The sequence below is a fragment of the Saccharomonospora halophila 8 genome (genome assembly GCF_000383775.1).
In the GTDB taxonomy this organism is placed as follows: Bacteria; Actinomycetota; Actinomycetes; order Mycobacteriales; family Pseudonocardiaceae; genus Saccharomonospora; species Saccharomonospora halophila.
The window spans coordinates 19,305-23,035 of record NZ_KB912529.1 but is presented as its reverse complement, the minus strand read 5'-3'; the positions used below and the strand labels follow the sequence as shown (position 1 = coordinate 23,035).

Sequence of the window (3,731 nt, the reverse complement as noted above, 5' to 3'; positions counted from 1 at the left end):
GACGCGGGCGGGGTCGGCGGCCGGGGCGGGCCCTGCGGACGCACCCGGCGCGCCAGCTCGGTGACCTGCGCGACACTGCTCAGGTCGAACCGGTTCGGGGAGTCGAACTCCTCCCTCCCCGTCGGCCGGTTCAGCTTCTCCCACTCGTCGTCCTCAGTCACGCGCGCCGCCCTGCAGCTGGGCACGGAGCTCCGGGGTCATCTGCTGGCCGACCCGGTCGACCAGCAACGTCATCTCGTAGGCGACGGTGCCGATGTCGGCCGTGGGCGCGGCCAGCACGGCGAGGCACGAGCCGTCGCTGACCGACATCAGGAACAGGTAGCCCTTCTCCATCTCGACGACCGTCTGGGTCACCTCCCCGCCCTCGAAGCAGCGGGCGGCCCCGTAGGTCAACGACACCAGCCCCGAGGCGACGGCGGAGAGCTGCTCCGCCCGGTCCTGCGGGAGTCCGTCCGAGGCCGCGAGCAGGAGCCCGTCGGCGGAGACGACCACCGCGTGGGCGGCACCGGGCACCCGGCGCACGAAGTCGGTGAGGAGCCAGCCGAAACCGCGGTGAGTCGCTGCCGTCACTGTCCCTCCTCACCTCGCGAGCCTGCGCGCAAGACTATTAGCCGGGTCAAACCACCGGTAGCCGTTCCCCCGGTTCCGCGCCGGGAATCACGCCGTCGGCGCAGGCGACGGCACACGTCGGCCGCGGTGCCCACCCCGGAGAACGTGACCGGGCTCACCCCGCCGTCAGGGTCGAGTCGTGCGCGATCGCGTGTTGCACGACCGAGATCAGTACCTGCTTGGTCGACTCCCGGTCCCGCGCGTCGCACGCCATGATCGGTACCGAGGGGGCGATGGTCAGCGCGTGCCGCACGTCCTCGATCTGGTGGTGCAGCAACCGGTCGAAGCAGTTGATCGCCACGATGTACGGCAGCTTGCGGTTCTCGAAGAAGTCGATCGACGGGAAGGCGTCGGCGAGCCTGCGGGTGTCCACCATGACGACCGCACCGATCGCCCCCTGGGCGAGGTCGTCCCACATGAACCAGAACCGGTGCTGCCCCGGTGTGCCGAAGACGTACAGGACCACGTCCGAGTCCAGCGTGATCCGCCCGAAGTCCATCGCCACGGTGGTGGTCGCCTTGTCCGGGGTCTGCGACAGGTCGTCAACCGACACGCTGGCCTCCGTCATCGAGGCCTCCGTGGTCAGCGGATCGATCTCGGACACCGCGCCCACGAGCGTCGTCTTCCCGACGCCGAACCCGCCCGCGACCAGGATCTTGGTCGACTGGGTCGGGCCGGACACCGCCGGCGAGGAGGGGGCGTCAAATTCTCCGAAGCCCACTGAGCACCCTTTCCATGAACTCGATACTGGGCCGGTCTCCCACCATGGAGGACGCGGAGTGCACGAGCACGAGCCCGAGACCGGCAACGTCACCAACCAGAATCCGGACGACCCCCAGCGGCATCCCGAGTAGCGCCGCCACCTCGGCGACCGACCGGGTGTCCAGGCACAGGCCGCAGATGGAGCGGTGCTCCGGCACGCGGACCCGGTCCAGCCGCCTGCCCCGCTCGCTGGTGGAGATCAGCGCCTCGACGGCAAGGTCGTAGTCCGGCTTCGTCCTGCCCCGGGTACGGAAGTACGGGCGCACCAGCCCGGACGAGGTGTCCTCGGGCTCGGTGGCGGTCTCCCCCGGACGGCGCGGCACCGGGGACGGGAGGTCCCACGACGGCGGGCCGGAGTCCCACGACGACGGGCCCGGGTCCCAGGAGGACGGACCGGGATCCCGGGACTCGGGCCCGTGATCCCGGGACGACGGACCGGGATCGTGCCGCGCCCTGTCGGAGGACGGGGTGCCGTCCCATCCCGCTCCGCCGCCCCCCATGCCGTACAGCTCGGCACCGGGTCCGCTGAACAGCGTCTGGCCGGATTCGGTGATGTCGGGGGCGAACGGGCCGACATCGGCACCACCCGCGCGCAACCACTCGCCCGTGTCGAGGGTGTCGGACGGCGGACCGCCCGCCCGTCCCGGACGGGGATCCGGGTCGGCACGGTCGCGGTACCCGGCCCCGTCGCCCGGCTCGGTCGTCCGGCGCCAAGCCGCACCGTCGAGCCATCGATCGCCTCGTGACTGCCCGGAATTCACGGCGGTCTCCTCAGTGTCTTCTCACCGTCTGCGTTGTCTCACCGTCTGGCGTTGTCTCACCGTCTGCGTCGCCCCCGTCCGCGCTCCACCGTCGGGAACCGGTCAGCGCTGCGCGCCCTGCAACTGCGCACGCAACTCCGGTGTCATCTGCTGGCCGACCCGGTCCACCAGCAGCGTCATCTCGTACACCACCAGCCCGATGTCCGAATCCGGGGACCCGAGCACCGCCAGGCACGAGCCGTCCGAGACCGACATCAGGAACAGGAACCCGTTGGCCATCTCGACCACGGTCTGTGCCACCGTGCCGCCCTCGAACACCTGCGCGGCGCCGCGGGCGAGACTCGTGAGGCCGGACGCCACCGCGGCGAGCTGGTCGGCCCTGTCCTTGGGCAGCCCCCGTGAGGCCGCGAGCAACAGGCCGTCGGCGGAGACCACCACGGCGTGCGCCGCGCCCGGGACGCGATGCACGAAGTCCGTGATGAGCCACGCGAAGCTACCCGTCTGCCCGGAGTTGCCCTGATTCGGCGCTCCCGGACGTTCTGAACCCGCCCGTGTCAACTCTTACTCCTTCGCCCCGTTGGAACGGGGGGTCGCCCCCGTCTCGTCGACTTGCTCGCCGCGAACCTGCGGCTCGTTGAGCGCGTGGCGACCACTCTGGTAGCCACGCTGAAAACTCTTCATCCGGTTCCGCGCCGATTCGGCCGACCTCGCGATGGCCCCCTGCCCCGGCTCCCCGGCGGTCGTGTCGGTGAACCCGTCACCCCTGCTCGGCGCACCCACCGATCCCGGCACGAGATACGCGTTGGGCACGCGCTTCGGCAGACCGGCGGGGGTGACCTCCTCGTTCTTGTCCTCCAGCAGCGCGTGCGCCGCCTGCCACCCCAGGTCCGAGGCGCTGTGCCAGTCGCCGACGATTTCGTCCGGCGCGCCCGCCGCACCGCCGCCTCCGGCACCGTCCCGGGAACCGTTCATCGCCGCCTCCGCCGGTCCGGTGTCCCCGCGACCGTCCGACGTAACCCACTCCGCGGGACCGCCCACGGCCGGATCGCCGGACTCCGCCGTATCGTGGTCGTCGTCGGGTTCGAAGGCGCTCTCCTCGCTGAACCAGCGCGACAGCACGGACTGGTAGATCGGCAGTCTTCTCGTGGGCGCATCGTCCTCCAGAGCGGATCCGTCGGCGTCGGCGGTGTCCCCGTCCGGGGACTCCGCCGGCCACACCGGCTCCTCCGCCCCCGGAGAGGTCGCTCCCGCGGGACGCACCAGCTGGGTCGGGGGATCGCCCGCGGGCCCGCTGACGAACCGGGTCGCGGGTTCCGTACCGCCGGATCCCGGTCGGCGCTCCCCGCCGGGGCGCGACCCGGTCTCCGCGCCGGTGTCCGGGGTCAAGAACGGGCCCGCCGCCGGACTCCGGCCGCCGATGAGGTCGTCGAGACTGATCGGTTCGTCCAGCGGACGCAGACCGTCCTCCTGCCCCCGGTCCGGGGAGCCGGCGTCCGGCACGGCCCTGTCCGCCGCTGCACCGTCCGCCGCTGCTTTGTCCGCCGCGGCACCGTCCGGTCCGCCGGAACGGTCCGATCCGGCGCGGTCCGCGGTACCGGC

Annotated in this window: 4 protein-coding genes and 1 pseudogene; all 5 read right to left on the bottom strand. The window is 72.0% G+C overall.

Annotated features, from left to right (window positions below; all coding sequences use genetic code 11):
- Positions 1–153: 153 nt before the first annotated feature.
- Positions 154–570: a roadblock/LC7 domain-containing protein gene (locus tag SACHA_RS0109360; protein ID WP_019809173.1), complete on the bottom strand. Its 417-nt coding sequence runs from the start codon at positions 568–570 to the stop codon at positions 154–156.
- A gap of 154 nt (positions 571–724) precedes the next feature.
- A complete protein-coding gene (locus SACHA_RS0109355) occupies positions 725–1,330 on the bottom strand; it encodes a GTP-binding protein (protein ID WP_028663031.1) in 606 nt (201 codons plus the stop codon).
- The gene (locus SACHA_RS0109350; protein WP_019809169.1) at positions 1,311–2,132 is read right to left on the bottom strand and encodes a DUF742 domain-containing protein; all 822 of its coding nucleotides are present in this window, start codon (positions 2,130–2,132) and stop codon (positions 1,311–1,313) included. The genes SACHA_RS0109355 and SACHA_RS0109350 overlap by 20 nt, the downstream gene beginning before the upstream one ends.
- A gap of 102 nt (positions 2,133–2,234) precedes the next feature.
- Complete coding sequence (locus SACHA_RS0109345) at positions 2,235–2,690, bottom strand: roadblock/LC7 domain-containing protein (RefSeq protein ID WP_019809167.1); 456 nt, start codon at positions 2,688–2,690, stop codon at positions 2,235–2,237.
- A 3-nt stretch (positions 2,691–2,693) separates the two neighbouring features.
- Positions 2,694–3,731, bottom strand: a pseudogene (locus tag SACHA_RS25190) (hypothetical protein); the annotation flags it as partial.